The sequence below is a fragment of the Actinobaculum sp. oral taxon 183 str. F0552 genome (assembly GCF_000466165.1).
GTDB lineage: Bacteria > Actinomycetota > Actinomycetes > Actinomycetales > Actinomycetaceae > Peptidiphaga.
The window spans coordinates 1-26,907 of sequence record NZ_KE951414.1; the positions used below are offsets into that span (position 1 = coordinate 1).

Below are 26,907 nucleotides of genomic sequence, written 5' to 3' on the forward strand. Positions count from 1 at the left end.
CCGCGCGGTGGGGCAGGCCGGCTACCCGGCGCAGGCCCAGCCCGGCCGCGGCGCCGGCGAAGGCGGCGCCGGCGAAGACGGGATGAGGGAAAAAGAGGTGAGCCAGCCAGCGCGAAACGGAAGGGGGACGGACCGATGAGCGCGATGATCGACCTCGGGTCTCGAATCGAGGAGGCAAGCCGCTCTCGGATCGACGTGGCAGGCGATTCTCGAATCGGCCCCGCGAGCTACCCCGGAGTCGTGGACTTCGGTCCCCTCCTGGAACGGCTTCCGGCCATAGGCCTGGAGGATCTGGCCTCTCAGGCGGCCCTCCTGAAACGGACCGACAGAAAATACCTTCTCGACCGCGCGCTGACGGCCGAGCTCGTCGAATACCTCTGCTCGATCCAAGCCGAGGTCCTCTCGATCGGAGGGGCCAGGGAGTTCGGCTACCTGTCGGATTATTTCGACACCCCGGATTTCGCGCTGTACCGTGCGGCGGCCACCAAGCGGCGGCGGCGGTTCAAAGTCCGATCCCGCGTCTACCTCGACGCGGGCCTGCGATTCGTCGAACTGAAAACGCGCAGCGGACGCGGGCAGAACGTCAAAGACCGCCTGCGCCTGGACGACGTGCCGATGGACGTGTGCGAACGCCTCAAGAGGGGGCTGCCGGTCGAAGCCTTCGACCTGACGCCGGACGTCACCGGCTGCCCGCGGATCCGCGAATGGCTCGCCGCACGGCTCACCGAACGCGGCGTCGTACAGACCCGCAGAGCCGGGGCGCGGGCCGTCGGCGAGCTGGCGTGGGTGATCCGCTCGGTCTACACGCGAACCACCTTCCGGCTGCCGGGCGATTCGCGGCTGACGATGGACCGGGGGCTCACGCTCTCGACCCCTTCCGGCTGGTCCCCTCTCCGGGTGCCGGAGGTCGTGGTGGAGACGAAGTCGAGCAAGCACCCGTGCGAGGCGGACAGGTGGCTGTGGCGTCGAGGAGTGCGCCCGGTGCGGCTGTCCAAGTACGCCGTCGGCATGGCGGCGATCAACCCCGGGCTCCCCGCCAATCGCTGGAGCAAAACGATAGCAACGCTAGGAGGCATAGCATGAGAAGGACGAAGACGTGGGCGGCCGCCGCCCTGGCCGCGGGGCTGACGCTCGGCGCCTGCGGAAGCGGGAAGACCTCGCAGGGGAAGACGAGCAGCGGATCCCCCGCCGGCAGCTCGACCACGCACGGCGAAACCCCCGCCAAGGACGGCCTGGCCCAGCTGGACTCCCTGCGCCGGATAGCGGGGAAGTCGATTCCCCGCGGAGACGTCTACGCGAACACCGTGAAGGCGGACGGCGCCACAGCCGAGAGAATGATGGCGGAGAATCAGAGACCGCACGCCGATTCCAACGACGTGCAGTACGACGAGTCGTCGGCCACGAAGATCCGGCTCAACGGCACCTCCGCCGCCGTCGAGGGGCCCGGCGCATCCTCGGGCGGCGGCTCCGCCGTGACCACCAGCGCCGGGAAGGTGACGATCTCCAAGGCGGGAACCTACGTCCTGTCCGGCGACTTCACCGGCCAGGTGTTCGTCAAACTCCCCAAGACCGCCAAAGTCAAACTCGTCCTCAAGGGAGCCAACATCACCTCTCCGGACAACGCGGCGATCCGCATCGTGGAGGCCGACGAGGCCGTCATCGCCCTGGCCGAGGGAACCGCCAACACCCTGTCCGACGCCTCCAGCTACGCCTCCACGGTCAAGGGGAACGGGCCCATCGCCGCCCTCGCCTCGAAGGCCGACCTGACGATCGGAGGCGGCGGGACGCTGGACGTGAGAGGCAACAGCAACGACGGCATCTCCAGCTCCGACGGGCTCGTCGTCACCGGAGGGACCGTCAAGGTCACGGCTCGCGACGACGCGATCCGCGGCCAGGACTACGTGGTGCTCGCCGCCGGGACCTTCGACCTCAAAGCCGGCAACGACGGCGTCAAGTCCGACAACAAGAAGAACGCCGGGCGCGGATACGTGCTCGTCACCGGCGGCACGGCGAACGTCGTCGCCAAATCCGATGCCTTGGAGGCGACCTCGGACCTCATCGTCACCGGCGGATCGGTGAACGCAGCCGGCTCGGAGGAGGGCTTCGAAGCCTCCAAGATGCTTCTGGCCGGCGGAAGCGCCACCGTGACCACCTCCGACGACGGGCTCAACGCCGTCAACACCGCGACCAAACCGTGGATGGCCATCACCGGCGGCGACTGGACCCTCAACACGGAGGGCGACGGCTTCGACTCGGACGGCGACGGCGTCATCAGCGGCGGCAAGGTCACGGTCTACGGCCCGTCCGCCGCGGGCAACGGAGCCGTCGACGTCGAGAACGGCTTGACGCTGTCCGGCGGCACCCTCCTTGCCGTCGGCTCGGTCGGCATGGACGAGGCGCCCAAGACGACCGCCGGCCAGTCGGCCATCAAGGCCCAGGCCGACATCCCCGCCGGAGGCAGGCTCGCCGTCGCCGATTCGACCGGCGGGGAGATCGCCGCCTACACGAGCCCCAAGCCGGCCAAATCCGTTGTCTTTTCCTCTCCGAGGATCAAGAAGGGCGACGCCTACGCCGTCACGGTCAACGGCCAGAAGGCCGCCGCCGCGACCGGCGGCGACTACAAGTAGGAGCGCTTCCCCGGCGATCGGCTGCGCATGTCGCGGTAGGGCGAGACGAGTCTACGGGAGCGCCTCCCCGAGTGAGCTGCGTGCGGCACCGCGGTTTCCGGGATCGCGCGAGCGGCGCCTTCCCGAGCGCGGTCTGGCGGGCCGCGAATTCGCCGACCGAGGCGGCCTGGCGACACGCTTGAGCGCGGCCTCGCGACACGCCGACGGCCGACACGCCCATCCCTTCGAAGTGGCGCGACGCGGTTCCGCCGCGGCGATTCACACGTGTGGACAGCGCGGATTCCATCGTCCACACATGTGAACTCGGTTTGTCCACAGGCGTGGATAAACTTGGGGATTCCCTCCGAAAGTAGGAGCGCCCGAAGCCGGTGGGCCGTCGAGCGCGGAGCGGGCCGGAAAGTGTCGGAGGCGTCTGCGATGCTGAGATCGGCCGCCTGGCCGGCGGTACGAACCGATCCCGTCTGGGCCGGTGCCGTCCGCGGCGCGCGGTCGGGGCCGGCTCCGGCGTGTGGACGCTCGAGGGGATATCTCTGCCGGCGCCGGGGCTCGGGCTTCACAGGTTGTCCACCCCGGTGGTCGGGCAGTCCACAGGAGAGGAATTGCACGGTGCCACTCGTCACGGAGACACAAGCCCTTGTGGTCTACCGCCGTGGTGACCACAAGGTGTAGTGTTTTCGCTCGAGTCGCCAAGTCGGCGGCTCGGTCGCGGAAGCCACCGATTACGGCCGCGGTTTCACGGAGGCCTTTGGAGGGGCTCTCCCGCGGGATGGGCGGAAATGAAGGCTCCGCCTCTCGCCGGGCGTCAAAGCCGGCGAGGCTCTCCCGCGGGCCGGGGTGGAAGAAAGGGAATACGAATTGAGCATCACTGTTTACACCAAGCCCTCATGCGTTCAGTGCAATGCGACGAAGCGGGCCTTGGACAAGGCAGGGCTCGCTTACAACGAAGTCGACCTGACTCAGGACGCTGAGGCTCTGGAGGCCGTCAAGTCTCTGGGCTACCAGTCCGCACCCGTGGTCTTCGCCGACGGCGACCACTGGGCGGGGTTCCGTCCGGACCGGATCAAGGCGGCGGCCGCCGCCGTCGCCGCCTCCGCCGTCACGGCGTGAATCGGAGGGTGGGGGCGCCGCTCGGCGCCCCCACCCGGCCCGGACGCATCAGGAGGTCCCGTGGGGCAGATCGTCTACTTTTCCTCGGCGACGAACAACACGAAGCGGTTCGTCGAGAAGCTCGGCATGCCCGCCCGGCGCATCCCCCTGCGTCCGACGGAGGAACCTCTGCACGTCGAGGAGGAGTACGTCCTGATCGTCCCGACCTACGGCGGAGGCAACGTCAAGGGAGCCGTTCCCAAGCAGGTCGTCAAGTTCCTCAACGACGAACGCAACCGTTCGCTCATCCGAGGCGTGATCTCGGGAGGGAACACCAATTTCGGCGCGGCGTACTGCCTGGCGGGCGAGATCGTCTCCGCCAAGTGCAAGGTGCCCCACATGTACAAGTTCGAACTGCTCGGCACGCCCCAGGACGTGGCCCGAGTGCGCGAAGGTCTGGAGAAGTTTTGGCAGCAACCACACTGACGGACACCGGCGAGGAGAACTGCGGCGATCCGGGCCTCGACTACCACGCCCTGAACGCCAAGCTCAACCTCTACGACGCCGACGGCCTCATCCAGTTCGACGCCGACCGCGCGGCCGCCCGCCAGTACTTCCTCCAGCACGTCAACAAGAACACGGTCTACTTCCACGACCTCGAGGAGAAGATGGACTACCTCCTCAAGGAGGGGTACTACGAGAGAGGCGTCCTGGACGCCTACGACTTCTCCTTCGTCAAGAGGCTGTACAAGGCCGCCTACGCGAAGAAGTTCCGCTTCCCGACCTTCCTCGGAGCCTTCAAGTACTACACCTCCTACACGCTCAAGACCTTCGACGGCACCCGCTACCTCGAGCGCTACGAGGACCGCGTGTGCATGGTCGCGCTGACCCTCGCCCGCGGCGACGAGGCGTTGGCGATGTCGTTCATGGAGGAGATCATCGAGGGGCGCTTCCAGCCGGCCACCCCCACCTTCCTCAACGCGGGCAAGGCCGCCCGCGGCGAACTCGTCTCCTGCTTCCTCCTGCGCATCGAGGACAACATGGAGTCCATCGCCCGCGGCATCAACTCCGCGCTCCAGCTGTCCAAACGCGGCGGGGGAGTGGCCCTGAACCTGTCGAACCTGCGCGAACTGGGCTCGCCGATCAAGAAGATCCAGAACCAGTCCTCGGGCGTCAACCCGGTGATGAAGCTCCTGGAGGACTCCTTCTCCTACGCCAACCAGCTCGGGGCCCGCCAGGGCGCCGGCGCCGTCTACCTCCACGCCCACCACCCGGACATCATGCGCTTCCTCGACACCAAGCGCGAGAACGCCGACGAGAAGATCCGCATCAAGACGCTTTCCCTGGGCGTGGTCATCCCGGACGTCACCTTCGAGCTGGCCAAGAGGAACGAGGACATGTACCTCTTCAGCCCCTACGACGTCGAACGCGTCTACGGGGTTCCCTTCACCGAGATCTCCGTGAGCGAGAAGTACCGCGAGATGGTCGACGACGAGCGCATCCGCAAGTCGAAGATCAACGCCCGGACCTTCTTCCAGACCGTCGCCGAGATCCAGTTCGAATCCGGATACCCCTACATCCTCTTCGAGGACACCGCCAACAGGGCCAATCCGATCGAAGGCAAGATCACGATGTCGAACCTGTGCTCGGAGATCCTCCAGGTCTCCGAGGCCTCCGAGCTGAACGACGACCTCTCCTACGCCCACGTGGGCAAGGACATCTCCTGCAACCTCGGGTCGCTGAACATCGCCAAGGCCATGGACTCGCCCGACCTCGGCAAGACGGTCGAGACCGCCGTGCGCGCTCTGACCGCCGTCTCCGACATGACGGACATCCGCTCCGTCCCCTCCGTCGAGCGCGGCAACTCGGCGAGCCACGCCATCGGCCTGGGGCAGATGAACCTCCACGGCTACCTCGGGCGCGAGCGCGTCTTCTACGGGTCCCGGGAGGCCCTCGACTTCACGAACGTGTACTTCTACACCGTCGCCTACCACGCGGTGCGCGCCTCGATGCAGATCGCGCGGGAGCGCGGGGAGCGCTTCGAGGGCTTCGAGAACTCCGCCTACGCCTCCGGCTCGTACTTCGACCAATACGTCGAGGGGACGTGGGAGCCCGAGACGGAGAAGGTGCGGGAGCTCTTCGCGGGGATCCGCATCCCCACCCGGCAGGACTGGGCCGCCCTCCGCGACGACGTGCAACGGTACGGCATGTACAACAGGAACCTCCAGGCCGTTCCCCCGACGGGCTCGATCTCCTACATCAACAACTCGACGTCGTCGATCCACCCGATCGTGGCCAAGGTCGAGATCCGCAAGGAGGGCAAGATCGGCCGGGTCTACTACCCGGCGCCGTACATGACGAACGACAACCTGGAGTACTACCAGGACGCCTATGAGATCGGGCCGGAGAAGATCATCGACACCTACGCCGTGGCGACCCGGCACGTCGACCAGGGCCTGTCCCTCACCCTGTTCTACCCGGACACCGTCACCACCCGCGACGTCAACCGCAGCTATGTCTACGCGTGGCGCAAGGGGATCAAGACGCTCTACTACATGCGCGTCCGCCAGCAGGCCCTGGAGGGGACCGAGGTGGAAGGCTGCGTCTCCTGCATGCTGTGAATGCGCGGCGCTGGGCGGGAAGGGGCTCCGGGCGCGTGAGACGCGGGCGCAGCGCCTTGACGGGAATCCCGGCCTTCGTCGTGACCGGGCCCTCGCTGCCGACGCGGGTGCGACGGCGCCCGCTCCACCCCCGCGCCACAGACGGAACGCCGCAGCCGGACCATGCTCCTCGCGCACTTCCAGCGCTGCGTCCTCGGCCTTCCACGGTGGAACGCGAATCTCGCTTATGACCGGCGGAGACCTCCTCCGGTGCGCTTCCCCTTTCACGGCGGCGTCTCGGGAATGTCGCCTGCCTCATAGAACTCCTCAATCTCGCACTGGACCTCCGAACGGTGCGCGCATAGAATTAGAGCGTGAATTCTAATTACTGTCGATGCGCTTCGGACCCCTCGGAGCGCAGAAGGAGAGTTCCATGAAAGCCGTCCGATTCGACGAATACGGAGACTCCTCGGTGCTCCACATCCGCGATGTGAACGTCATCCCGCCCACAAGCGGGCAGGTTCTGGTGAAAGTCCAGTACGCCGGGATCAACCCGGGGGAGATCGTCATTCGCGAGGGAGCCATGCGCGACTTCTTCCCCGCGCGCTTCCCCGGCGAGGGCCAAGGGAGCGATTTCGCGGGATCCATCGTGGAGCTCGGCACGGGCGTCGACCACCTCCGCGTGGGGGAAGCCGTCATCGGCATGAGCGACAAGCGCAGCGCCCACGCCGAGTACGTCACCATCGCCGCCAACCGCGTGGTCCCCATGCCCAAGGGCCTCGACCCTCGGGTGGCCGCCAGCCTCTACGTCGCGGCCACGACCGCCCAGGCGACCGTCGACACCGTGGCGCCCCAGCCGGGTGAGACCGTCGCGGTGTCCGCCGCGGCAGGCGGCGTGGGCATCCTCGCATCCCAGCTCGCCCGGCGCACCGGCGCCGACGTCATCGGAATCGCCGGGCCGTCCAGCGCCCAGGCTCTGCGCGACCTGGGAATCCAGCCCGTCGAATACGGCGAGGGACTGGTCGAACGGCTGCGGGAGGCCGCCCCGCGCATCGACGCGTTCATCGACTGCTTCGGCCACGGATACGTGGAGACGGCGCTCGATCTGGGCGTGGCTCCCGAGCGCGTCGCCACCATCGTCGACTTCGGGACGGCCCAGCGCTTCGGAGTCCCCGTGGTGGTGGGGACGTCGGCCGCCATGGACCCCACGGCCGTCGTCTCGCGGATAGCCAGGCTGATCGCCGCCGGAGAGCTCAGCCTCCCCATTCGCGCGGTCTATCCCTTCGACGAGGTCCGCGCCGCCTACGACGATCTGGCGACCAGGCACGGCGTGGGGAAGATCGTCCTGAGCGTCGGCTGACGCCCGGCGTCCGCCGACCAGGCGGACCCCGCCATGCCCACATTGGACGTTTCCTGGATTGTTCCGGGGAATGTCGGGCCCGGAACGTCCGCCTGCCCTCGCTTCATCATCGATAGGGTGAACACGTGATCGAATTCGAATCGGTAGCCAAGACCTACCGGGGCGGAGCAGTCGCCGTGGCCGACTTCTCCTTGACGATCCCCTCCCACCGCACTGTCGTGCTCGTCGGGTCCTCGGGCTCGGGCAAGACCACGCTCCTGCGCATGGTCAACCGCATGGTCGACCCGACCAGCGGCCACGTCCTCATCGACGACGAGGACGTCCGGGACGCGAACCCCGTCCGCCTGCGCCGATCCATCGGGTACGTGCTGCAGACCGGCGGGCTTCTGCCGCACCGCACGGTGGCCGACAACGTCGCCACGGTTCGCGTGCTCAACGGCGAATCCCGCAGGAAGGCCCGAGCCGGCGCGGCGGAGCTCCTCGAACGAGTCGGCCTGGATCCCTCGCTCGGCTCTCGATATCCCGCGCAGCTGTCCGGCGGACAGCAGCAGAGGGTCGGCGTGGCGCGCGCCCTGGCCACCGACCCCAACATCCTGCTGATGGACGAGCCCTTCGGCGCCGTCGACCCGATCGTGCGTCGTGAGCTCCAAGACGAACTCCTGCGCCTGCAGGCCGAACTCGGCAAGACCATCCTCTTCGTCACCCACGACATCGAGGAGGCCTTCCGGCTCGGCGACGAGGTCGTGGTCCTCAAGGAGGGCGGGCGGATCGCCCAGCGCGGCACGCCCGAGCGGATCCTCGCCGAGCCCGCGGACGAATTCGTCAGGGACTTCATCGGCTCCGACCGCGCCGACGTGCAGCTGGAAGTGCGCAGCGTAGGCGGAAGGAACGTCGTGGTCGATCCCGATGGGCGCCCCGTGGGCGTTCTGGGAACCGAGCGGCGGGAGGGCTCGTGAACTGGCTCTCCTACAATTGGCAGTGGGCCGGGGACCTGGCCGCCACGCACCTGTACCTGTCCGCGTCGGCCGTCGTCATCGCGGTGCTCGTCGCCGTCCCGCTCGGACGGCTCGCCTTCCGCTTCCCCAAACTGGGAGGGGCCCTGCTGAGCGCGGCGACGCTGATATACGCCGTCCCCTCGCTGCCGCTCCTGTTCGTCGTCCCGATCCTCATCGGGACGCCGCTGAGATCCTCGACTACGATCATCGCGGCCCTCGCCCTGTACGGCGCCGCGCTGCTCGTCCGCACCGCCGCCGACGCCTTCAACGCCGTCGACCCGATCGTGCGCGACAGCGCGGTGGCCCTCGGCTATTCGCGCACGAGGATCCTCTGGGGGGTGGACCTGCCCCTGGCCACCCCCGTCCTCGTGTCGGGGATCCGGGTGGTGACGGTCTCGACCGTCGGGCTCGTGACGATCGGCGCCCTCATCGGCATCCCGAGTCTCGGCACGCTCCTGACCGACGGGTTCAAACGGGACATCATGGCCGAGGTCGGCACCGGCATCGCGGCGACGGTCCTGCTGGCCCTCGTCCTGGACGCCGTCGTGCTGCTGGCCGGGCGCGCCCTGACTCCGTGGATGAGAGCCGTGGGGAGGGTTGCGGCATGAACTACCTCCGCCAAGCCTTCTCCTGGCTGACCGACTCGTCCAACTGGTCCGGCGCCTCGGGCATTCCCGCGCGAATCGGCGAGCATCTGCTCATCACGGCCATCGTCGTCGGGCTCGCGGCCGCGATAGCGGTGCCTGTGGGCGTGCTCGTCGGCCACACTCGGCGCGGGGCGGCCGCCGTGGGCGCGGTCACCGGCGCCGCCCGATCCATCCCGACCCTCGGCCTGCTCACGGTCTTCGGGCTCGCCTTCGGCATCGGCCTCAAGGCCCCCGTGCTCGCGCTCGTCATCCTGGCGATCCCCTCGCTGCTGGCGGGAACCTACGCGGGGATACAGGCCATCGACCCGGCCATCCCCTCGGCCGCGAAAGCCGTGGGGATGAGCCCGGCCCAGGTCATCGGGAAAGTCGAAATCCCGCTCGCCCTGCCCGTGATCGTCGGCGGGATCCGAGCCGCGGTGCTCCAGGTGATAGCCACCGCGACGCTCGCCGCCTACATCTCGGACACCGGGCTCGGCCGGTATCTGTTCTCCGGTCTCAAATCGCGGGACTACACCCAGATGCTCGGAGGCGCGTTCGTGGTCATCCTCCTCGCGCTGCTCATGGAGGTCATCCTGGCGAGCCTCCAACGAGCTGCCACCCGCATCGCCGATCCAACCGGTAAGTGATCCGGTCGGCGCACGAGACCCGGCTCCCAGGGAGAATTCACGTGAACACTAAAACCATCGCCTTCGCGGCGGCATTCCTCCTCGGCCTGGCGTGCACGCTCACGGGGTGCTCGAACCGAGACCCGTTGCGGGGAGGCGGCGGGTCCGGCGACGGCACGATCGTGGTCGGCTCGCAGGACTATTACTCCAACGAGATCATCGCCGAGATCTACGCCCAGGCCCTCGAAGAGAAGGGATACTCCGTCGACCGTCAGTTCCTCATCGGGCAGCGCGAGGTGTACATGCCCGAAGTGGAGTCCGGGCGCATCGGCGTCATTCCCGAATACACGGGAAGCCTCCTCCAGTACTACAGGAAGAACGCCGCCTCGGCCGACGCCGGCCAGATCCACGAGCAGCTCGCCAAGGCGCTGCCCAAGGGCCTGACCCTGCTCGACCAGTCGGAGGCGACCGACCAGGATTCCTACGTCGTGACCAAGGAATTCGCCAAGAAGCACTCTTTGGAGAGCATCGGGGACCTGGCGCGGGTCCGCGGGCTGAAACTCGGCGGGAACTCCGAACTGGAGACGAGGCCCTTCGGTCCGAAAGGCCTGAAAAGCGTCTACGGCGTGGACGCGACGTTCACTCCCATCGAGGATTCGGGCGGGCCGCTCACCCTCAAGGCTCTGCGGAGCGGACAGGTCCAAGTCGTCAACATCTTCTCGGCCAACCCCGCGCTCGACGCCGGAGACCTCGTGGTCCTGAAGGACCCGAAGAAGATGTTCATGCCCTCGCATGTCGTGCCTTTGACATCGGGGAAGCTGCCCGCCGGCGCGGCCGCGGTGCTCAACCGGATCTCAGCCGAATTGACCGCCGAGGACCTCGTTTCCATGAATGCGGAATCCGTGGACAAAGGCAAGCCGGCTGCCACTATCGCCTCCGACTGGCTGGAGAAGCACGATGTCGCGTAACCCGTGACGTCGCCGTGGTCCGTGCCACGTGCGGTGGCTCAGGCGAATCCGGTCGCCTCCGGGCCGGCCGTGTGTTCGGGCCGTGGAGCCGCGTGCTCGGGCCGTGGAACCGCCTTCTCCGGCTGCGGAGTCTCCGCCTGGGAGGCCGCATTCTCCGGCTGGGAGAGTCCCGGCACGGAGGCTGTCCTCTCCGGCCGAGGGACGGAGTGTCTGCGCTGCCCCTTGGCCGTGGCCGCGAGCGCCGACGCCTCGGCTTCCAGGATCCTGCGCCTCGCGTTCGCCAGGCGGCAGGCGGCGTGCAGGAAGCGGACGAGGGCGACGGAGACGACGACCGTGACCACCGTCAGCACGATGATGAATACGGGAAACGCCAGCAGTTCCATGTATCCGATGAGATTATTCCAGGACAAGGCGACTCCTTCAGTGGTGCGCATTCGTTCCGGCGAACGATTCCGTCAATCGAGTCTACGGGAAATCGGCGTCTGCCCCTGTCGGCCCGTGCCGGAACCCTCGCGCCGATCGCATGCACGCCCGTCGCCGATTGCACGCCCCTCAGCCGACTGCCCTGCCGGCGCGTCGGGGGTGCGCATGCTAGCCTGGCCCGCGGAGCAGTGGACGCGCGCGTCGATCGGAAAGGGCTGACATCGTAAATATGAGGCGACAATGGCGTTATGGTGCGTTCGCACTCGTGGCCGGGATGACACTGTCCCTTCTGGCGACGGCACCGCCTCCGCCCGCCCCGATTCCCCGCCCGCTGGCCGAAGGCGGCCGGCAGAGCCTCGACCGGCGCGCCCGCGACCATGTCGGCGGGAACGGTTACTGGACGAAGGACCGCCTTCGGCGCGCCTTCCGCGGCGGCGAGCGCGCGAAGGACGGCTCCGGCCCCGTCGTCGACATCGACGACCCGAAGCTCTCCGGCTACAAGCTCGGCGAGGGGAAGATGGGGGAGGGCTACAATTTCGCGGGCATCCCGCAGATCGGAACGTTCTTCTTCAGGACCGGCCCGGTCTCGACCGCCCAGGTCCACACGTGTTCGGGAGCCGTCGTCAACTCCCCGTCCGGGACGATCGTCATTTCGGCGGCGCACTGCTGGTACGGGGTCAACGCCCAGTCGATCGTCTTCATTCCCCAGTTCACCTTGGTCCACGGCCGGCCTCAGGCCCCCTACGGGGTTTGGGAGATGTCCGGGACGAAGATCTACATCGATCCGCGCTACGGCAAGGGCTCGGGCAACGGCGTCGCCTACGACGTCGCGATCCTGACCGCCGCCCCGAACGTGGCCAACCAGACGATTCAGGACGTCGCGGGCGGGCTCGACATGGCCATCGACTCGGCCACTCAGCTGTCCGAAGTCGAGATCGTCGGATACCCCGAAAGCGACTCGAGCGACCACACGTACACGACCGCCTACCCTCGGCACTGCCGGAACGCGACGACGACTTACACGGAGGCGGGCGCGAAATTCTTCGACATCGCCTGCACGGGGATGGCGGCGGGGATATCGGGCGGCCCTTGGCTCGTACGCGACCAGTCGAACTCGTGGAAGATCGTGGCCATCACCGGCGGAGGACAGGACGGCGGCGGATACACGGACGACGAATCCGTCGGCGTGCCGATGACGGCCAACGTCTCCGCGCTCATACGGAAGGCCGAGCGCTTCGAGCCCGGCGAGGGCCGCGACTGGTCGCAGGCCCGGCTGATGGCCGCGGGCGACTTCGGCGCGGTCGAGAGCAGCGACGACCTCGTCGTCACATGGCTGGACGGGAAATCCGATCTCTACCTCGGTTCGGGCAACGTCAAGTCCCCCTTCATGGGGGTCAAGCGCGTGTGGGAGGACGCCGCGTCCTCTCTGCGCATGATAACCACGGCGGACCTGGACGGGTCGGGCCGCGACGATCTCGTGACCCTCTCCTGGGACGGAAGCGTCCACCTCATCCAGGACCCGGGAAGCGGTTCGCGGCGCAGACTGCACCTCAACAGGAACGATCCCCTCACCTGGGTCAACGCACGCCAGATCGTCGGCGGCGATTTCAGCCCCGACGGCGATCGGAAGAAGGACGATCTCCTCGTCGTCTGGGCCGACGGCACGACCTCCGTCTACCTCCACGTCTCCAAGCACGGGCTGTCCAAGGACCACCGCTGGCCGATCGGCGGGCTCGCGGGCCTGAAAGGGAGCGCCGGAGGGAAGGACGGGCCGCTGGCGGGCGGAGTCAAGGGGCCCATCACCGCGGGGAACTTCGGCGGAGGCAGCCTCACCGACGTGATGGTCGTCGGGCGCGGCAAGGACGGCAGGACACGCGCATGGCTCATCACCGACGACCCTCCCAAGGGCGGCCTGCCGGTTTACCGCATCACCGAGTACGACCTCGAGGCGGCCGGGATCGACCCGGCAGACGTCGTGGCGACGGCTGCGGGGAATTTCGACGACAAAGCCACCACGTCGGACGTCATGATCGGCACGCGCAACGCCGGCCTGTACGCGCTCAGCGGCGTCAGCGTCGGCAAGACGCCGACTCGAGGCGATCTGACGACCGTCGTCGCCCCGCAGTGAGGCGGCCGGAGCATCCCGGAGGCGCCGAAAGAGGCGGCCCGGTGAGCCCGCTGAGCGCTCCGGCGGCATCCCGGCGCGGCGGAGAAGGCAGTGCCTCGGCCGGGGGCGGTCCGGTGAACTTGTGCCATTTGGGGTGTCCCGAACCGGAGGAGACGTCGGGAGAGGCCGCGCTCGGGGGAGTTCTGCCGCGTTTGGGACCCGGCGAGTGCGCTTCGCGCCTGCAAGCCACTAGGCTGGGTTGGGAGAGTGAGGTGGGATGAACAGGACACGAGTCTTCAGCGTTGCGGCGTCGGTGTCGTTGGCGCTCGCCGCGTGCACGTCGACGCCGTCCGATTCGCCCACCTCCCCCTCGCGGGCGTCGGCGGCGTCGCGGGGGCCGTCGGCTTCCTCGGCCAAGGGACTGGCCCCCGGCGTGGAAGGCATGGACCTCGCCTTGGAGTTCAAGGAAAAGGGGGTGGGCGAACTGGCCGACGCGGTGACGGACGGGAAGGTCGTCGCCACGATACGCAACGATCTGTCGCGGTCCACCCACACCGTCACCGGCTACTCGGTGAAGACCGGCAAGAAGATGTGGACGGTCAAGGACGAGGGATGGCTGGAGTGCACTCGGACCTCGCCGATCGTCTGCCAGACCACAGTGTACGAGGAGGGCGACCGGACGGTCACCGACGCCAGCATCCTCACGCTGTCCTCGGGCAAGACCGTCGCCCTCAAGGTCGGCCCGAACGGGAAGTTCGTGTTCGCCGGCACACACGAAGACATCGCCTATTTCCTGACGTGGGAGGGCACCGAGGACATCCACATGACCGGCTTCGACAAGACGGGCGCCCCCGTCGCCGACAAGAACCTCAAGATCTCCGCCCCGAAGAGCACTGTGAAACACGGCGTCAAGGCGGATATGTCCGGCCCCTACGCCTCGGTGCGCACCGAGGACGAGTCCGGTGTGTACGTGGCGGGGCGCAACGGCTACGGGCCGCTTCCCGTCACGGGGCCGTGCATCGCTGTGCGCGACGGCGCGGTCTGCCAGGTCGAGGGCGGCATCGTCGGGGTTCACCCCAATTCCAAGGAAGCGTGGCGGATCGACACGTCCGTGACCGTCGTTCCGTCCTCCGTGATCTCGGAGCTCACGCTCGCCAAGGCCGAGAAGCTGCTCCAGGGGGCGCTGTCCAACTCGGTGGGCACCGCCTCGGGGCCCACCGACGACCACAAGCCCGAGGCCTCGGAGACGCCTTCGCCGAGCCCTTCCCCATCGCCGTCGACGAGGCCTTCGCCGTCCGCGAGTGGGACGTCCCCGTCGGGGAAGGCGTCGCGGCCGAGCCCGTCCGGATCGCGCGCGTCCCATTCGTCCAACCCGTCCTCCCGCCCGTCCCGCATGCCGACTCCCGACGAGACGGCCACCTCGCAGGCCCGGCCCGGAGAGGAGAATTACCTCGTCTCCCTGGCGTCGGGTCCGGGGCTGGTGAAGAGGACGGACGGCGGGAACCTCGTCTTCCCGGGCGGCGGAGTGGTCAGCCTGGGCACGTCGAGTCTTGTGGACTTCGACGTCCGCCACAGCATCGCCGTGGTCAACGCGAAACAGCGCGCCGCTTCCCGCGGCGAGGCCTCCGGCCCGGCTGTGCTCAGCTCGACGCTCGCCGACAGGCGCGGCAAAGTCCTGGCGAACCTGGGCGCCGACAAGGCGAACCGCATCCTCGCGAACGCCTCCGGCGGCGACATCCTCAAGCCTTTCACCTTCGCCTGGCAGGGCGACACCCTCGTCTTCGTCGATGCGGTCAACGGCGTCGTGGGCGTCTACACGGAGAAGTAGACGGTGGAAGCGGAAGCGATCGTGAAGAGAGGCGGCGGACATGCCCGATAGCGTCCGGGTGGACGTCTGGCTGTGGAGTGTCAGGCAGTGCAAGACTAGGACGTTGGCGACCACGGCCTGCAAAGCCGGCCACGTGCGCGTCAACGGCGAGACGGCCAAACCCGCCGCGTCCGTGAAGGTCGGCGACGAGGTCCGCTACAGAGTGCAGGGGTTCGACAGGATCCTCAAGGTCACCGCCCTTATCGTCAAGCGCACGAGTGCCCCGCTGGCCCGTGAATGCTACGAGGACCTCACCCCTGAGCGTCCGCGCGTCTATTTGCCCGTCATGGCCAGGAAGCGGGGAACGGGCCGCCCGACGAAGAAGGAACGCCGCGAACTCGACCGATTGACCGGCCGTGACGCCAATTTCGGGCATCGAGGCTGAATCTCCCCGTCGGTGCCCTGGCCGCGAACGGCAGAGCGCTCTGTCGGTTCGAGCCTCGCGTGGATCTGAAAAGGAAATGCAATGTCAAAACGTTTTATTTCTCTATTAAAACCACGATAGCAATCGTTTCGCTTTTGATTGTATCTTGGTTTTATTTTAGTAAGCATACTTTTCGACTCAGCGGCATAAAATATTATAAATGTAATTCACTTGCTTGGAGGCATTTTGATGAAAGTTTTTCATTAATCAGCGGATTAGATATTTATAATTCAAATTATGTGAATAACTATATGAAAAAATATTCAAGTTGGAATCTATCGGATCAAGAAGTGCGCAAGTATATATTGTAAGGTTGTAATCTTGCACGGGATGATCGCCGGACTCTTATAACGATCTTCTCAGTGCTCTCGGCTACGATCTTCCTGTCGATTCCCAAGCCTAAGGCTTCATCGGAGCCGAAGCGAGTGGGTTCGGCACCGGTGGGCACGGGTCCGGATCGGTCACCGAGTGAGCCGGACCCGTCGCGAGGGGGAGCGATCCAGGCGCAGTGCGAGAGGAAGACGCTTCCCAAGGGGAAGGCGTGCAGCGGGCTGATGCCGCTACCGCCGAGTCGCGGGAAGACGGCGCGAATCAGACTGACGGCGAGCGCCGTGGAGGCGGTCGAGTCTCGCCGTGATCGCGAGCCTCGCCATGAGCGAGTGAGTCGCGATAGACCGCGATGCGGGCGCGTGACATGATGGGCGGGGGCCGCGGATCGTCCGCGCAGGCTTGCCCGGTGGCTCGGCACGGGCCTGGCAGGCCGGAAGGGGCGAGACGGCGGCGGGCTTCCGCCCGGCAGTGAGGAGAAACATGACGCCGCAGAAGATCAAACTCATCGATCGCGTCCAGGCCATTAACTGGAACCGTCTTGACGACGACAAGGATTTGGAGGTCTGGGACCGCCTGACCGGCAACTTCTGGCTGCCGGAGAAGGTTCCGCTGTCCAACGACATCCCCTCGTGGGCGACTCTGACCCAGCCCGAGAAGGACATGACCACCCGGGTCTTCACCGGCCTGACCTTGCTCGACACGATCCAGGGCACCGTCGGAGCCGTCTCGCTCATTCCCGACGCTCGCACACCCCACGAGGAGGCGGTGCTGACGAACATCGCCTTCATGGAGTCCGTCCACGCCCGCTCCTACTCCTCGATCTTCTCGACTCTGCTCTCCACCCCGGAGATCGACGAGGCCTTCCGCTGGAGCGAGGAGAATCAGAACCTTCAGCGCAAAGCGCGCATCATCCTCGACTACTATCGCGGCGAGGACCCGGAGAAGCGCAAGGTGGCCTCGACGATGCTCGAATCCTTCCTCTTCTACTCCGGCTTCTACGCCCCCATGTACTGGTCGGCCCACGCCAAGCTGACCAACACTGCCGACCTCATTCGCCTCATCATCCGCGACGAGGCCGTCCACGGCTATTACATCGGCTACAAGTACCAGCTGGCCGTGCGCGAATCCTCGCCTGAGCGTCAGGCCGAGCTGAAGGACTACACCTTCGATCTGCTCTACGAGCTCTACGACAACGAGGAGCAGTACACCGAGGACCTCTACGACGAGCTCGGCCTGACCGAGGACGTCAAGAAGTTCCTGCGCTACAACGCCAACAAGGCCCTGATGAACCTGGGCTACGAGGCGCTGTTCCCCGCCGACGCCACGGATGTCAACCCGGCCATCCTCTCGGCTCTCTCGCCGAACGCGGACGAGAACCACGACTTCTTCTCCGGTTCCGGCTCCTCGTACGTCATCGGGACGGCCGAGGCGACCACCGACGACGACTGGGACTTCTGAGGATGCAAGGTCGCTGGGATCGCGAGGCGTCGCCGAAATGCGACGCGAGGCAGAATGTCGATGAGCTGGTCGAGCACTCGGCGCGACTGGCTCAGGCCGACGATGAGATGCGCTGGGCTCTCATCCAAGCGCGCAAGGAGGCCGGCCTCTCGCAGCGAGACGTCGCCGACGTGATGGGTGTGGAGCAGTCGGCGGTCGCCGCGTTCGAGAGCCAGGACGACGACCCTCGCCTGTCCACCCTGCGTCGCTACGCGCTCGCTGTCGGGGCGAGTGTGGAACACCGCGTGACGACGTCGTGCCATACGTCCTTTGAGTCGGAGGCCTGAACTCCTCAGGGTGTGGCGACGCGGCAAGAATGAAGAGCAGCGCATCGGGGGCGTTTGCAACGAGCTCGATCTGACCGAGGGCTGGAATCAGGGCGTCGCGGAAGCCCCCGATTACAGCATCGGCGAAGCCCTGATGAAAAGGCCTTGGAAAAGCTCTGACGAGCCTGGGCGGCCAGGTGCTGTCCCCGCCGAAACCGCTACCTGGAGGCTGGGACTTCTGAGGATTCAGGCCCTATACTTCATCGGAGCGGCGAAGGCAACTGCCGACGAAGAATGAGATTCCCGCTTCGGTCACAATGCGCGCTTTCGCGGGAGGATGGGACTTAGGGAGTAATCCCGCGGGATGACGCGCGCGAACGGCGTCCTCGTATCGGCGAGTGCCGGCTTTCCGCGAGAAGAGGGTGATTACGGCGATGGGACTACTGCTGGCGCAGTGCTCCGGGATGGCCGGCTACGCCTGCAGGTTGACCTCGTGTCCCCCTGTGGTTAGAGTTAAGCCACCCCATGGGAAACATTACCCATGGGGCGGGGGTCGATAGCGCAATCGCCCTCCCATAGTCTTAAGACTGTTTGGCGTGGCGACCCGTTTGCCATGCCTTGTGTCCAAATTTCAGCCGCTAGGCTGCTCACGCAAGGAAATATGGTGATTACACATACCTCACATAAGCGTTCCCGGAAGCGCATGCCGGGAATCGTCGCGATGCTCAGCACGATGCTGCTGGGCCTCGGAGCACTCGTGTCATTGCCGTCCTCTGCGCATGCCGCGGAGGTCAACGTGGTCAAGTCCATCGAGATGAAGAATCTCTACAACAAGGATGGCGCGACCAAGACGAAACTCTGGGATACCTTCCGAGTCAACTTCACGGTTGACACGACCGGAACCGGTGCGAAGGCGGGTGACACCTTCACGGTCAAACTCCCGGATTCGCTCCGTACCAACGTCACTTCCTTCCCCATGTACGCGAAGGATGGCAAGACCGAGGTCGCCAAGTGTGAGGTTCCCGGAGGTGACGGGCAGACCCTCACGTGCACGTTCGGCGATTACATCACCAGCCATCCCGACATGACCGGTGGCGGCTGGGTCCAGGCCGCGGTCAGCAAGCACAAGGACGTCAAGAAGTTCACCTTCATGGTCCCCGGAGGGCAGATCAGCAAGGACGTCCCCGGCGGCTACGTCGATCCGGGCAGGCCGCGCGACCTTCCCAAGAAGGCGGCCAAGGACGGATGGCCCGAGGCCTCGGTCAGCCCGAGCCTCCTGTACTGGTCCATCAAGATCAACGCCTCGGGAATCTCCGGGCAGCAGAACGTGGACATCGTCGACAAGTTCGACACCTCCAACGGCGGCTACAAGCTCGATGACAACCCCGGGCGTGCGCCCCGATTGCTGAAGTGGAACTCCGCCTCCGACTACACCTCGGGCAAGGACCCCGCGCTCAGCGTCGCCGCCGGCCAGGCCGTCAACAACGGGACCTTCACCTTCACTCCGAGCGAGACCGGATACAAGGCTTCGTGGCCCAACAGCGATCCGAACGCCGTGTACGAACTGCGCTACTTCACCCAGCTCAAAGATCCCTCCCAGGCCAAGCCCGGGGTCAAGTTCAAGAACGAAGCCCAGGTGAATGGGGAGACCTACGCTCATACCAGCCAGTTGATCACCTTCGGAGAGGGGCAGCTCGACGGCGTGGGCCGCGGGTCGGTCTCCGTCAAGAAGGCCTCCCTGGAGGGCGACGGGGCGAACTACGTCGACAAAGCCAAGCAGTACGAGGTGACCGCCACGTATTCAGTAGGCGGGGTCGACCGCAGCGAGAAACTCGTGTTGACCGCCGGCGGTGAGGCCAAGACGCTTCGCTCCCTGCCCGTTGGAACCAAGGTGACGCTCTCCGAGATCACCCCCGTGGACCCGGAGTTCAAGTGGGGCAAGCCCGTCTTCAGCTCGTCCGACCCGAACGTCAAGGTCTCCCAGGACGGTTCCTCCGCCGTTGTGACCGTTGGCGAGAAGGCCACGGCGAAGGTGATGGTGACCAACAGGGTCACCGCGCCCTCTCCGAAGGTCGACATCGTCAAGAAGGACTCCAAGGGGAATGACGCGAACACTTCGAATGAAGCCGTGGACCTGAGGGGCAGCAACGGATCCACGCAGCTTACCTTCAAGGTGACCAACAACGGGACCGAGACCCTGACCGACGTGAAGGTCACGGACTCCGTGACCGCGGGCAAGGCCAAGGTCGACAACCTCTCCTGCACCTTCCCGGACGGCACGAAGGGCACGACGTGGGCTGGCCCCTTCGCACCGGGCGTCTCCTTCCCGTGCACCGCGGACCTCTCCGGCGTGACGGCAGGCGACCCGCATGCCGACCGCGCCAACGTCGAAGGCAAGGGCAAGTTCACCGGCAAGCCCGTTTCCGATCACGATACGTACAACGCGAAGGTGAACACCCCCCAGAAGCCTGCCCCCGGTGCTCCCGGAGCTCCGACCGTATCCCCCTCGACGCTGGTGAAGCCCACGCCTCCTGTGGCTCCGACCACTATGAGCCCGACTCCGACCGCGTCGATCTCTCCGTCGCCTTCACCGACGACCGCGAGCCCTTCGCCGACCGCAAGCCTGTCGCCGACCGCGAGCCCGTCTCCCACGGCGAGCTCTTCGCCGACGGCTAGCTTGCCGCCGACCGCGAGCCCCTCGCCCACGGCGACCCCGTCGGCGACCGCCAGCCCGACGGCCCAGCGCCCGACGGCCACCTCGGGGCCGGCGAAGCCGAGCCCGTCGACGACCGCGAAGCCTTCCAAGCCTTCACTGCCCAGAACCGGTGCGAAGGTTCTCGGCCTGGGGATCGTCGCTCTCGTGGCGATCGCCGGAGGTGCAGCCCTGATCCTGGCTCGCCGCAAGAAGAACTGACGGTTTCACTAGTCAGCTGAACGGCTGACGAGCCTCCGAGGGGTCCGCGCGAGGAATCGCGCGGACCCCTCTCCTCGTACGGGACGGCCTTGCCTTATGGAGGACCAACTTTCCTCATGCGGGATGACGGCCTCGCTGATCGCCGGTCGGCTCGGTTGGAAGGAAGAAAAGACATGAGGTCTCGGAGCCGTCCCGGGCCTCTTCGACGGGACGATGCCGCGAGCCGGGCGCCGAACTCCTCCGCGGTGGGCGGCGTCCCGATGGAGGGCCGATAGGATGGCGCCATGGAGTCGATACGCGAAGACCTGACCGCCAACCCCCGGATACTCGTCGTGTGCACGGGGAACATCTGCCGGTCGCCGATGGGGGAGGCCGTTCTCCGCCAGCGGCTCGAAGGCGCCGGGCTCGCCTACGAGGTAGCGAGCTGCGGGGTTTCCGCCGAAGAGCACGGCAACCCGGTCTATCCGCCTGCCGCCCGGGCCTTGGAGGAGGCCGGCTATCCCGTTCCCTCGCATTCGGCCCATCGCGCCACCCGCGCGGAGCTCAGGGAATCCGGCCTCATCCTCGCGATGACCACGGGCCACGCGCGGGCGCTGCGCCGCATGTGCGAGCAGGCTGGAGCGCCCGCCTCGCGCATCCACCTGTGGCGCGAGTTCGACGGGTCGGGCTTGGATGTCGCCCCCGAAGGGTGCTTCGGTCCCGGCGGCGCCCTCCACGACGACATCGAGGCCGGATACAGGTCGGAGTTCTACTACTCCTACGGAAGGTACGACGTCGTCGACCCCTGGGGCGGAGGCCCGGACGAATACCGCGAGACGCTCGACGCCGTCGAGCGCGGAGCCGACGGGATCCTCGCGCTGCTGAGCAGCGTCGCCAAACGCGTATGATCCACCTCACCGGTCCGTTCCGAGGTCCTCACTGCCCTGCGCCGAGATCCGTGCCATTGAGGCATGGGCCGAGACTCGAGGCGCGGGAGTCGAGCGCCCGGCGCGCCCACCGACTGGCGGGCGAGCGCCTGCCGGTAGGCGCACCGTAGGGCGTCGGCCCATTATGGACCGACTTGCGACGACGGCTTGGCGGGCGTCCTGGTCGAGCGCGCGGACGATGCGATCCGCCGGCTACTTCATGCCCGCGTTGCCGGCGTTCTGCGCCTGTTTGAGCCCCTCGGGCACAGGCCGGGCGCCGGAGAAGACGTCGAGCAGGATCGGCGTGTAGGCGTTGGTCCCCGCATTGACTTTCGGCCCGACCGGCGGACGGACGGTCCGCCCCCTGGCCGCCTCGACGAACGCCGAGACGTCCACGCCCTTCGCCTTCCAGTAGTCGACGAAGGCGCCTTGTGCGCTCACCACCCCGGGGAAGGAGACCCCCTGTTCGGCCAGGGGCAGTTGCCCCTGCCTGGTGCCGAGCCATGCGAGGACTTTGGCCGTCGCCTCCTTGTGCTTCGTCTTCGCATTGCCCACGGCGGCGACGCCGTGCACCGTGGACAGGCGGCCCTTCGGGCCCGCCACGAGTGGGGCGAGACCCCAATCGACTCCCTTGGCGGACTCGGCTATCGTCTTGAGATTGTAAGGCCCCGACTGGTAGAGGGCGAGCTTCCCTTGGACGAAGAGGTCACGGGTGGCGTCTGCGCTGGTGTTGGTGTCCGCGGCCGGAGGGGCGACGCGGTGTTTGGAGATCATGTCCACCAGGTAGCCGATGGCGTCCTCTCCTGCGGAGCTGGCGAAGGCGAACTGGCCGGAGGGACTCTGGTAGTCGGCGCCGGCCTCGGCCAGGAAGGGGAGGTAGACCGCCTGCATGTCGGCCTGGGCGTTGAAACCGTAGACCTTGGTGTGCGAAGCGTCGAACCCGGCCTCGCCGGGATGCCTGCCCGCTGCGTCGACGGTGAGCTTCCTGGCGGCGGACAGCAGGGTGTCGCCCTGCCCTCCGTGAGGCGCCCAGGCCAAGCTGCGGACGTCGACTCCGGCCGCGCCCACGAGGCTCTTGTTGTAGTAGAGGCCGATCGAATCCCACAGCTGGGGAACCCCCCACAGCTTGCCTTTGCGAGTGTAGAGGTCGACGACTGGCTTCTGCCACTCGTCGTGGTCGGCGCCCACGGCCTGGCCGGCGTCCATGATGTCGCCGCTGTCCGCGTACTGGGCGAAATTGGAGGAGTTCGTCCAGTAGACGTCGGCCATGTCCCCGGAGGAGACGTCCAACGGCAGGCGTTTCCAGTACTGCTCCCACGGCACGACCTCGACCCTGACGTCGATGCCCGGGTTCTTCTCCGTGAACTTCTTGAACGACGCCTTGTAGGCCGAGACGGCCTTCTCGTCCCAGAGGCGGAAGGTGACGGTGGTCTTCCCGCCGCTCCCGTCCTGCTCGGCCGCCGGCGAGCATGCGGACAGGACGAGGGCGGCGACGGCCAGAGCCGCAGTGATTGCGGCCGTTCGCCGTGAACGGTTCATTCGGTCTCTCCTTCGAGTTCTGGTTCCGCGGATTGGGGATTCGCGCCCCGCCTGCGGGCGGGGCGTCGAGCGTCTCGTGGTATTCGTCCGGGCCTCCGAAGGGTCGACGACCGGGTCGTACCTGCCGTAGGAGTAGTAGAACTCCGGCCCGTATCCGGCCTCGGCAGCCGCCGAACAAGGCGCCGTAGGGACAACACCCGTAGAATACGGGTTATTCCGCCATTTTGCGTCACTGCGCCGCTCACCGGCCCGTGCCGGCGAAGGCTATCGCACATCGCCGATGCCCAAGGCTGCGACGATCTGCCTGTTGAATGCCAGGAAGAGGACGACGAGCGGCGCGAGGGCGACGGTGGTCGCCGCCATGACGAGCGTCCAGTTCCCGGAGCGCTCTTCCTGCAGCGCCTGGGTGGCGACCGTCAGAACGCTCCACGTCCGGCCCGGTGCGATGACCGACGGCCAGAGGAAGGCGTTCCACTGGGAGACGACGGTGATGAGCGTCAGGGCGGCCAGGATCGGACGGTTCATCGGGAGCACGATCGAACGCAGCGTGCGCCAGTGGCCCGCCCCGTCCAACGTCGCGGCGTCGAGGACCTCCTGGGGGATCGCCTGGAAATTCTGGCGCAGGAGGAAGATGGCGTACGGAGAGCCGAGGAGGAAGGGAGCGACGAGCCCGGCGAAGGTGTTGCGCAGACCGAGCTGGGAGAGCATGGAGAACAGGGGGATGACGGTGACGATGGGAGGCGCCATGAGCGTGGCGACGTACGCCCAGAACAGCGCGCGCCTGCCGGGGAAGCGCAGGCGCGCGAAGGCGTAGGCGGCCAGGACCGAGCAGACGACCTGGCCGACGGTCAGCACGGCCACCACCTGGACCGTCACGGCGAGGGGGACGGTGAAGTCCCGGTCGCCGGAGAACAGCGCCGAATAGTTCTCGCCCGTCACCGGCGCGGGGAACGCCAGGGGATCGGTCGAGGCGAACTGCTCGGGCGATTTCAGGCTCGTCAGGACCGAATAAGCGAAGGGCACGACCATGATGGCGGCCCCCGCCAGGAGCATCGCATAGGTGGCCGCCAGGGAGAGCCGGCGCAGTCGAATGGCCCTGCGGGAGGCCGTCTCAGGCGATCTCATACACCGTCCGTTTGGCGAAGTACCGCTGCTGGGCGGCGGTCACGGCGGCTACGAAGACGAGCAGGACGACGGCCATCGCGCTGGCGCGGCCGACGTCGTTGCCCGAGCCGAAAGCCGTCGAATAGATCTGGGCCGCCACGACGTTCGTCGTGCCGCCCGGGTAGCCGGGATTGCCGCCCGTCAGGCCGTAGACCAGATCGAAGGCCTGGAAGGAGGAGATGAGCGAGGTGACGAGCACGAAGAACGTCGTCGGGCGCAGGAGCGGCAGATACATCCGCCAGGCGAGCCGGACGGGCCCCGCGCCGTCGAGTCTGGCCGCCTCGATCACCGAGGCGGGAATGCCCTGAAGGCCGGCGAGGAAGAAAAGCGAGACGTACCCGACGTTCTGCCACACGTAGACGAAGGCCACGGTCGGCAGTGCCAGCGCCGGATCGCTCATCCATTCCACGCGCTGCCCCAGGACGCCGTCGATCAGACCTCTGGACGGGTCGAGCAGCCACTTCCACACGATTCCCAACGTGAGGGGCGCGCACACCCAGGGGAGCACGTAGAGCAGCCTCATGAGCGAGGACCCGGGCAGGTTCCGGTTGAGCCCGAGGGCGATGAGGAAGCCGACGGCCACCGTCGCCGGGATGGCCATGAGCGAGAAGAGAGCGGTGACGACGAGCGAGGAGAGGAAGCCCGAGTCCGCCAGGAGGGAGGCGTAGTTCTCCAGGCCCGTGAAGCTCGGCCGGGTGATGAGGTTCCAGTCGGTCAACGAGACGGCGACCACCACGGCGATGGGCGCGACGAGGAAGAGGCCGACGCCCACCGCCGAGGGGGCCAGCATCGCAGCCGCGGTGAGCCTCTCGGTGCGCGACTGGCCCGTTCGGCTTCTAGGCGCGGATGCGGCGTTCCGTCGCCGCGTCCGCGCACTCGCGGCGGAGGCGGTCAGCATGCTCCTCCGGCCTTCATACCGCCGAGCTTTCCACAGACTGCCGGCCCTCGGCTCGCGGCGCGCCGGCCCAGCGGACTCTACACTCGTAGCATGGACATGCCCGCAGTGGCCGCGCTGGCCCGCGAACTCATGGACGCGCACGGGTTGAACGAGTGGGGCCTGCGTTTCGACCGGGCGCGCAGGAGGGCCGGGATGACGAGCTTTTCGGATTCGACCATCAGCCTGTCGCGGGTGCTCATGCCGCTATTCGACGAGGACGACGTGCGGGGCACCATCCTGCACGAGATCGCGCATGCGATCGTCGGCCCGGATCACGGGCACGACTCGGTGTGGAAGGCTACGGCCCGGTCGATCGGGGCTCCTGACAGGGCCAGGCTCACCGGAGTGCCGTCGCCTCCGGCCCCGTGGGTGGGGCGATGCCCGAACGGCCACGAAATAGAGCGGTTCCGCAGGCCGACGGGCGTCAGATCCTGCGCCAAATGCTGCAGAGTGTTCAATGCTGAATATATCATACGTTGGTATCGGAGACCGTAGGGGAGACGCGGACGCGTGCTGTTCGAGGCGTGGGGAAAATTCCCCCGGCGAGTGAACGGAGTGGGAGGATTAAGGTATATATGGATGGTAAGGCCGATGTGAAGGGGGAGAAGAATGGCTGTCGACGATCGAAGTGACGATGCCGGCGAGGTCCCCGCCTACCATCCGGGCGGGAAGGTGCCTCAGGAGGACAGGCGTTTCACTCCGGGCTATGCGCAGCAGGTCGCCGCCGAGCAGGCGGCGAAGAGACGAGAGTTCGAGAAGAAGATCGAAGCGATGCGGAACCGGGCGGCGGACGCGCAGGGCGAATCCTCACCCGAGGCCCGTCGACCGGACGCTCCGGCCTCCGGAGGAGCCGCCTCCGCCGAACCCGACGGCCAGGTCCTCCGCTCCGCGCCGCGGAATGCCCCGCTACCGCGGGATTCCGCCCCGTCGCCGGCGAATCCCCTGCCCCGGGGAGGAGACTCCCCGCGCCCTCCGTCCGCCGGCCGGAGCGGGGCGAGTCCCCGGGCTCAGGCGGGAGCGGTGCAAGCGGCTCGCTGGAGCCCGGAGAGAATCGCGGCCGCCTTGGTGTGGCTGCTGGCCCTCGCCGTCGTCATCGCGATCGTGGTTCTCGAAACCATCCCGTCCGGTTCCGCCCACAACGCAGAGGGAGGGTCGACGAGCTCGACGGGGGCGACGAGCCCGTCATCGCCCACAATGACCTACAGCCCTGTAAACTGGCCAACCAAGGTTCCCTCCCCTTCCCCGGCTCCGGGAGCGGATGGCGTTACTAAAGTGAACGATTTAGATGTTACCTACCTCGGAGTCAACCTGGATGCCACTTCCCAAGTGGCTCCCTATGGCAACGTCCCCGACTACGGAAAGAAAGTCGTAGGCATCAAATTACGAGTAAAAAACAGCAAAGATTCATCGATTACCATGATTGGTTATCGGGACGGATTTCATGTCGTCTTACATCTCAATGTAGGGTCTGAAAGAAGTCGTTCCCGGGACAAAGGCCCGGATGCTCTATGGGACGGAAGTTCACTGCCTTCCGGCCAGACTAAAGAGGGATGGGTCTATGTGGAAGTTCCTCAAGAGTATAAAGGCGGATATCTGTCTTATGAAACGATGGATGATATTGATACGAGTATATTGGTTCAGTGAGA

At 66.7% G+C, this 26,907-nt stretch carries 24 protein-coding genes; 19 read left to right on the plus strand and 5 right to left on the minus strand.

The features are described from left to right. Positions 1 to 135 precede the first annotated feature (135 nt). The 10 genes from HMPREF0043_RS02830 (at position 136) to HMPREF0043_RS02875 (ending at position 10,888) form a co-directional block, all read left to right on the plus strand. On the plus strand, positions 136 to 1,083 hold the full coding sequence (locus HMPREF0043_RS02830; protein ID WP_021601341.1) for a VTC domain-containing protein: 948 nt from the start codon (positions 136 to 138) through the stop codon (positions 1,081 to 1,083). After that, positions 1,080 to 2,627, plus strand: coding sequence for a carbohydrate-binding domain-containing protein (locus HMPREF0043_RS02835; RefSeq protein ID WP_021601342.1), 1,548 nt, complete (start codon positions 1,080 to 1,082; stop codon positions 2,625 to 2,627). Before HMPREF0043_RS02830 ends, HMPREF0043_RS02835 begins: the two co-directional genes overlap by 4 nt. 855 nt (positions 2,628 to 3,482) lie before the next feature. Next, positions 3,483 to 3,734: a glutaredoxin-like protein NrdH gene (nrdH, locus tag HMPREF0043_RS02840; RefSeq protein ID WP_040317714.1), complete on the plus strand. Its 252-nt coding sequence runs from the start codon at positions 3,483 to 3,485 to the stop codon at positions 3,732 to 3,734. Positions 3,735 to 3,794: 60 nt separating this feature from the next. Continuing rightward, positions 3,795 to 4,199: a class Ib ribonucleoside-diphosphate reductase assembly flavoprotein NrdI gene (gene nrdI / locus HMPREF0043_RS02845; RefSeq protein ID WP_021601345.1), complete on the plus strand. Its 405-nt coding sequence runs from the start codon at positions 3,795 to 3,797 to the stop codon at positions 4,197 to 4,199. Continuing rightward, positions 4,181 to 6,334, plus strand: a complete 2,154-nt coding sequence (gene nrdE, locus HMPREF0043_RS02850) for a class 1b ribonucleoside-diphosphate reductase subunit alpha (protein ID WP_021601346.1) — start codon at positions 4,181 to 4,183, stop codon at positions 6,332 to 6,334. Before nrdI ends, nrdE begins: the two co-directional genes overlap by 19 nt. Before the next feature lie 412 nt (positions 6,335 to 6,746). Next, entirely contained in the window at positions 6,747 to 7,673 is a 927-nt protein-coding gene (locus HMPREF0043_RS02855) for an NADP-dependent oxidoreductase (protein WP_040317726.1), read from the plus strand. A gap of 125 nt (positions 7,674 to 7,798) precedes the next feature. Continuing rightward, positions 7,799 to 8,629 carry an ABC transporter ATP-binding protein gene (locus HMPREF0043_RS02860; RefSeq protein ID WP_021601349.1) on the plus strand — a complete coding sequence of 277 codons (831 nt, stop codon included), beginning with the start codon at positions 7,799 to 7,801 and terminating at the stop codon, positions 8,627 to 8,629. Next, positions 8,626 to 9,276, plus strand: a complete 651-nt coding sequence (locus tag HMPREF0043_RS02865) for an ABC transporter permease (protein WP_021601350.1) — start codon at positions 8,626 to 8,628, stop codon at positions 9,274 to 9,276. Before HMPREF0043_RS02860 ends, HMPREF0043_RS02865 begins: the two co-directional genes overlap by 4 nt. Continuing rightward, the gene (locus tag HMPREF0043_RS02870) at positions 9,273 to 9,941 is read left to right on the plus strand and encodes an ABC transporter permease (protein WP_021601351.1); all 669 of its coding nucleotides are present in this window, start codon (positions 9,273 to 9,275) and stop codon (positions 9,939 to 9,941) included. Before HMPREF0043_RS02865 ends, HMPREF0043_RS02870 begins: the two co-directional genes overlap by 4 nt. A gap of 41 nt (positions 9,942 to 9,982) precedes the next feature. After that, a complete protein-coding gene (locus HMPREF0043_RS02875; protein WP_379051072.1) occupies positions 9,983 to 10,888 on the plus strand; it encodes an ABC transporter substrate-binding protein in 906 nt (301 codons plus the stop codon). 38 nt (positions 10,889 to 10,926) lie between these two features. Here HMPREF0043_RS02875 and HMPREF0043_RS02880 read toward each other — a convergent pair whose 3' ends face one another. Continuing rightward, positions 10,927 to 11,298, minus strand: coding sequence for a hypothetical protein (locus tag HMPREF0043_RS02880; protein ID WP_156897489.1), 372 nt, complete (start codon positions 11,296 to 11,298; stop codon positions 10,927 to 10,929). Positions 11,299 to 11,585: 287 nt separating this feature from the next. Here HMPREF0043_RS02880 and HMPREF0043_RS02885 point away from each other — a divergent pair, with 287 nt between their 5' ends. Further along, on the plus strand, positions 11,586 to 13,439 hold the full coding sequence (locus tag HMPREF0043_RS02885; RefSeq protein ID WP_021601354.1) for a trypsin-like serine peptidase: 1,854 nt from the start codon (positions 11,586 to 11,588) through the stop codon (positions 13,437 to 13,439). 228 nt (positions 13,440 to 13,667) lie between these two features. Here HMPREF0043_RS02885 and HMPREF0043_RS02890 read toward each other — a convergent pair whose 3' ends face one another. Next, the gene (locus HMPREF0043_RS02890; RefSeq protein WP_021601356.1) at positions 13,668 to 13,862 is read right to left on the minus strand and encodes a hypothetical protein; all 195 of its coding nucleotides are present in this window, start codon (positions 13,860 to 13,862) and stop codon (positions 13,668 to 13,670) included. On the opposite strand from HMPREF0043_RS02890, the gene HMPREF0043_RS02895 reads away from it, so the two are divergent. From HMPREF0043_RS02895 to HMPREF0043_RS02925, 6 genes are all read left to right on the plus strand, one after another. Then, a complete protein-coding gene (locus HMPREF0043_RS02895; protein ID WP_156897490.1) occupies positions 13,852 to 15,246 on the plus strand; it encodes a hypothetical protein in 1,395 nt (464 codons plus the stop codon). The two genes, HMPREF0043_RS02890 and HMPREF0043_RS02895, sit on opposite strands and share 11 nt — an antisense overlap. Before the next feature lie 40 nt (positions 15,247 to 15,286). Then, the gene (locus HMPREF0043_RS02900; protein WP_021601358.1) at positions 15,287 to 15,670 is read left to right on the plus strand and encodes an RNA-binding S4 domain-containing protein; all 384 of its coding nucleotides are present in this window, start codon (positions 15,287 to 15,289) and stop codon (positions 15,668 to 15,670) included. An 849-nt stretch (positions 15,671 to 16,519) separates the two neighbouring features. Continuing rightward, complete coding sequence (gene nrdF, locus HMPREF0043_RS02905; protein WP_021601360.1) at positions 16,520 to 17,497, plus strand: class 1b ribonucleoside-diphosphate reductase subunit beta; 978 nt, start codon at positions 16,520 to 16,522, stop codon at positions 17,495 to 17,497. 2 nt (positions 17,498 to 17,499) lie between these two features. Further along, positions 17,500 to 17,823 (plus strand): helix-turn-helix domain-containing protein, encoded by a 324-nt coding sequence (locus HMPREF0043_RS02910; RefSeq protein ID WP_021601361.1) that lies wholly within the window; start codon positions 17,500 to 17,502, stop codon positions 17,821 to 17,823. A gap of 682 nt (positions 17,824 to 18,505) precedes the next feature. Further along, positions 18,506 to 20,716, plus strand: coding sequence for an Ig-like domain-containing protein (locus HMPREF0043_RS02915; RefSeq protein ID WP_021601363.1), 2,211 nt, complete (start codon positions 18,506 to 18,508; stop codon positions 20,714 to 20,716). Between the two features lie 284 nt (positions 20,717 to 21,000). Then, a complete protein-coding gene (locus HMPREF0043_RS02925) occupies positions 21,001 to 21,603 on the plus strand; it encodes a low molecular weight protein-tyrosine-phosphatase (protein ID WP_021601364.1) in 603 nt (200 codons plus the stop codon). A 231-nt stretch (positions 21,604 to 21,834) separates the two neighbouring features. On the opposite strand, the gene HMPREF0043_RS02930 is transcribed toward HMPREF0043_RS02925, so the two are convergent. The 3 genes from HMPREF0043_RS02930 to HMPREF0043_RS02940 form a co-directional block, all read right to left on the minus strand. Beyond that, positions 21,835 to 23,160 carry an ABC transporter substrate-binding protein gene (locus tag HMPREF0043_RS02930; RefSeq protein ID WP_021601365.1) on the minus strand — a complete coding sequence of 442 codons (1,326 nt, stop codon included), beginning with the start codon at positions 23,158 to 23,160 and terminating at the stop codon, positions 21,835 to 21,837. A 264-nt stretch (positions 23,161 to 23,424) separates the two neighbouring features. Next, a complete protein-coding gene (locus HMPREF0043_RS02935) occupies positions 23,425 to 24,285 on the minus strand; it encodes a carbohydrate ABC transporter permease (RefSeq protein ID WP_021601366.1) in 861 nt (286 codons plus the stop codon). Next, positions 24,272 to 25,114, minus strand: a complete 843-nt coding sequence (locus HMPREF0043_RS02940) for a carbohydrate ABC transporter permease (protein WP_021601367.1) — start codon at positions 25,112 to 25,114, stop codon at positions 24,272 to 24,274. Before HMPREF0043_RS02940 ends, HMPREF0043_RS02935 begins: the two co-directional genes overlap by 14 nt. A 198-nt stretch (positions 25,115 to 25,312) precedes the next feature. Between HMPREF0043_RS02940 and HMPREF0043_RS02945 the strand changes: the two genes are divergently transcribed. Together HMPREF0043_RS02945 and HMPREF0043_RS10975 are read left to right on the plus strand one after the other, a co-directional pair. Beyond that, entirely contained in the window at positions 25,313 to 25,756 is a 444-nt protein-coding gene (locus tag HMPREF0043_RS02945; protein WP_021601368.1) for a SprT-like domain-containing protein, read from the plus strand. Positions 25,757 to 26,455: 699 nt separating this feature from the next. Further along, on the plus strand, positions 26,456 to 26,905 hold the full coding sequence (locus HMPREF0043_RS10975; RefSeq protein WP_156897491.1) for a DUF4352 domain-containing protein: 450 nt from the start codon (positions 26,456 to 26,458) through the stop codon (positions 26,903 to 26,905). Positions 26,906 to 26,907: the final 2 nt, after the last annotated feature.